This window comes from Streptomyces sp. W16 (assembly GCF_033194735.1).
In the GTDB taxonomy this organism is placed as follows: Bacteria; Actinomycetota; Actinomycetes; order Streptomycetales; family Streptomycetaceae; genus Streptomyces.
In genome coordinates this window covers 1-2,617 of the sequence record NZ_JAWOAI010000856.1, presented here as the reverse complement: position 1 = coordinate 2,617, position 2,617 = coordinate 1, and the positions used below count along the sequence as shown (strand labels likewise).

Genomic DNA, 2,617 nt, shown 5'->3' with positions numbered 1-2,617 from the left:
ACACCTCTGGATGGCCGAAGAACCAGAAGAGGTGCTGCCACAGCAGGGCCCCGCCGTTGGCGGCGTCGAAGACGTGTGCCCCGAATTTCCGATCCGCCTCCAGCGCGAACAGCGCGGCGGCGAGGACGGGGAAGGCCAGCAGGACGAGGACGGCGGTCAGCAGCACGTTCCACACGAAGATCGGCATGCGGAACATCGTCATGCCGGGTGCGCGCATGCAGATGATCGTGGTGATGAAGTTGACCGCGCCGAGGATGGTGCCGAAGCCGGAGAAGGCCAGACCCATGATCCACATGTCGGCGCCGATGCCCGGCGAGCGGACCGCGTCCGACAGCGGGCTGTAGGCGAACCAGCCGAAGTCGGCCGCACCCTGCGGGGTGAGGAAGCCACCGACCGCGATGGTCGAGCCGAACAGGTAGAGCCAGTAGGCGAACATGTTCAGCCGCGGGAACGCCACGTCGGGCGCGCCGATCTGCAGCGGCATGATCCAGTTCGTGAAACCGGCGAACAGCGGCGTCGCGAACATCAGCAGCATGATCGTGCCGTGCATCGTGAACGCCTGGTTGAACTGCTCGCTCGACAGGATCTGCAGACCCGGCCGCGCCAGCTCGGCGCGCATCAGCAGCGCCATGACGCCGCCGATCAGGAAGAACGCGAACGACGTGACCAGATACAGCGTGCCGATCGTCTTGTGGTCGGTGGTGGTGAGCCACTTGATCACGACGTTGCCGGGTTGCTTGCGCCTTACCGGCAGCTCATCCGCGTAGTGGGACTCTGCTGCCGCGGCACCCTGAGGTTCGTTGAGGATGCTCACAGGTTGTTCGTCTCCCGGTTCTTCTCGTGGCTCGTCTGCGCGATGCCAGCGGGGATGTAACCGGTCTGCCCCTTCTTGGCGAGGTCCTTGAGGTGCTGCTGGTAGCGCTCCGGCGAGACGACCTTCACGTTGAACAGCATCCGGGAGTGGTCGACGCCGCAGAGCTCGGCGCACTTGCCGAGGTAGGTGCCCTCCTTGGTGGGGGTCACCTGGAAGGCGTTGGTGTGACCCGGGACGACGTCCATCTTCATGAGGAACGGCACCACCCAGAAGTCGTGGATGACGTCACGCGAGGTGAGGACGAAGCGGACCGTCTCGCCCTTGGGGAGCCAGAGGGTCGGACCCGGGTTGCCGGTCTGCGGGTTCTTCGTGGCGGGCGTACCGACGTCGTAGACACCGCCGGCGTTCGCCGGGAATTCCTTCTTGAACCGGTCCGGAATCGCGGCCAGGTTCTTGTCGGTCGTCGCGTCGCCACTGACACCGTCGACGTTCTCGATGTAGTTGAAGCCCCAGCTCCACTGGAAGCCCACGACGTTGACCGTCACGTCGGGCTTCTTGTCGAGGCTCAGGAGCTTCGTCTCATCGCGGGCCGTGAAGTAGAACAGCACCGAGACGATGATGAGCGGAACAACCGTGTACAGCGCCTCGATGGGCATGTTGTACCGGGTCTGCGGGGGGATCTCGACCTTGGTGCGGCTGCGCCTGTGGAACATGACGCTCCACATGATCAGGGCCCACACCAGGACGCCGACGGCGAGCGCGGCAGCCCAGGATCCCTGCCACAGGGAGAGGATCCGCGGACCCTCTTCCGTGGTCGGGGTGGGGAAACCAAGGCGAGGGAAGTCCTTGGATGTGCAACCGGTCGCGGTCGCCAGGACCAGGCCCGCAGTCATTGCCTGCAGCAGCTTCCGCCGCATCGGGCGCCGCGGCGAGCGGTCGGAGCCGTTGGGACTCACGTAGCGCCTTCCCGAGAGTCTCGCCCGCGCGGATTGGCTGCGGCCTGCCTTCACGCGGGTCGGTCGCCGCCCTGCGTCGGGCAGGGGTTTGGATGTTTATGCGGACCAAACCCTAGCCGACGCCCTCCGGGGGTTCGCGGGGAGGGTGGCATACGCGCCGCCCGTTACTCCTTGCGCCTAATAGCTCGGGGGTTCAGGTGATTTGGGCGGGTGCGGGTGCGTTGTGGTTGCTCGCGCAGTTCCCCGCGCCCCTAAGGAAAGGCCCCGTACGTTTTAACGTTGGCGTGTGTCCTACTTTGATGCTGCCTCCTCCGCTCCCCTTCATCCCGTTGCCCGGCAGGCGCTGTTGGCCGCTCTCGACGACGGGTGGGCCGATCCGGCCCGGCTCTATAAAGAAGGACGTAAGGCACGGCTTTTGCTGGACGCCGCGCGGGAGGCCGCCGCCGAGGCCGTCGGGTGCAGGGCCGACGAGCTGGTGTTCACCACCTCGGGTACTCGGGCCGTACACACGGGAATTGCGGGGGCGCTGGCAGGGCGGCGGCGCGTCGGACGTCACCTGATCGTGTCAGCTGTTGAACACTCGTCCGTGCTCCATTCGGCCGAGAGCCTGGTGGCGGCGGGTGGTTCGGTGACCGAGGTTCCCGTGGACCGGACGGGGGCGGTGAACGCGCGGGCCTACGGCGAGGCCCTGCGCCCGGACACCGCGCTGGCCTGTCTCCAGTCGGCCAACCACGAGGTGGGGACCGTGCAGCCGGTCGCCGAGGTGGCCGAGGTGTGCCGGGTGGCGGGGGTGCCGTTGCTGGTCGACGCGGCGCAGTCGCTGGGGTGGGGGCCGGTCGAGGGCGCG

3 protein-coding genes are annotated in these 2,617 nt (G+C 67.0%); 1 reads left to right on the top strand and 2 read right to left on the bottom strand.

Going from position 1 to position 2,617, the window contains the following annotated elements; genetic code table 11:
• Positions 1-814 (bottom strand): cytochrome c oxidase subunit I (locus R6V09_RS50485; RefSeq protein WP_317888146.1); only part of this gene is annotated, 814 nt, incomplete at its 3' end.
• Positions 811-1,770, bottom strand: a complete 960-nt coding sequence (gene ctaC, locus R6V09_RS50480) for an aa3-type cytochrome oxidase subunit II (protein WP_317888145.1) — start codon at positions 1,768-1,770, stop codon at positions 811-813. The genes R6V09_RS50485 and ctaC, both read right to left, overlap by 4 nt.
• A 286-nt stretch (positions 1,771-2,056) precedes the next feature.
• Between ctaC and R6V09_RS50475 the strand changes: the two genes are divergently transcribed.
• The coding region (locus R6V09_RS50475; protein ID WP_317888144.1) for an aminotransferase class V-fold PLP-dependent enzyme at positions 2,057-2,617 on the top strand (561 nt) is incomplete at its 3' end.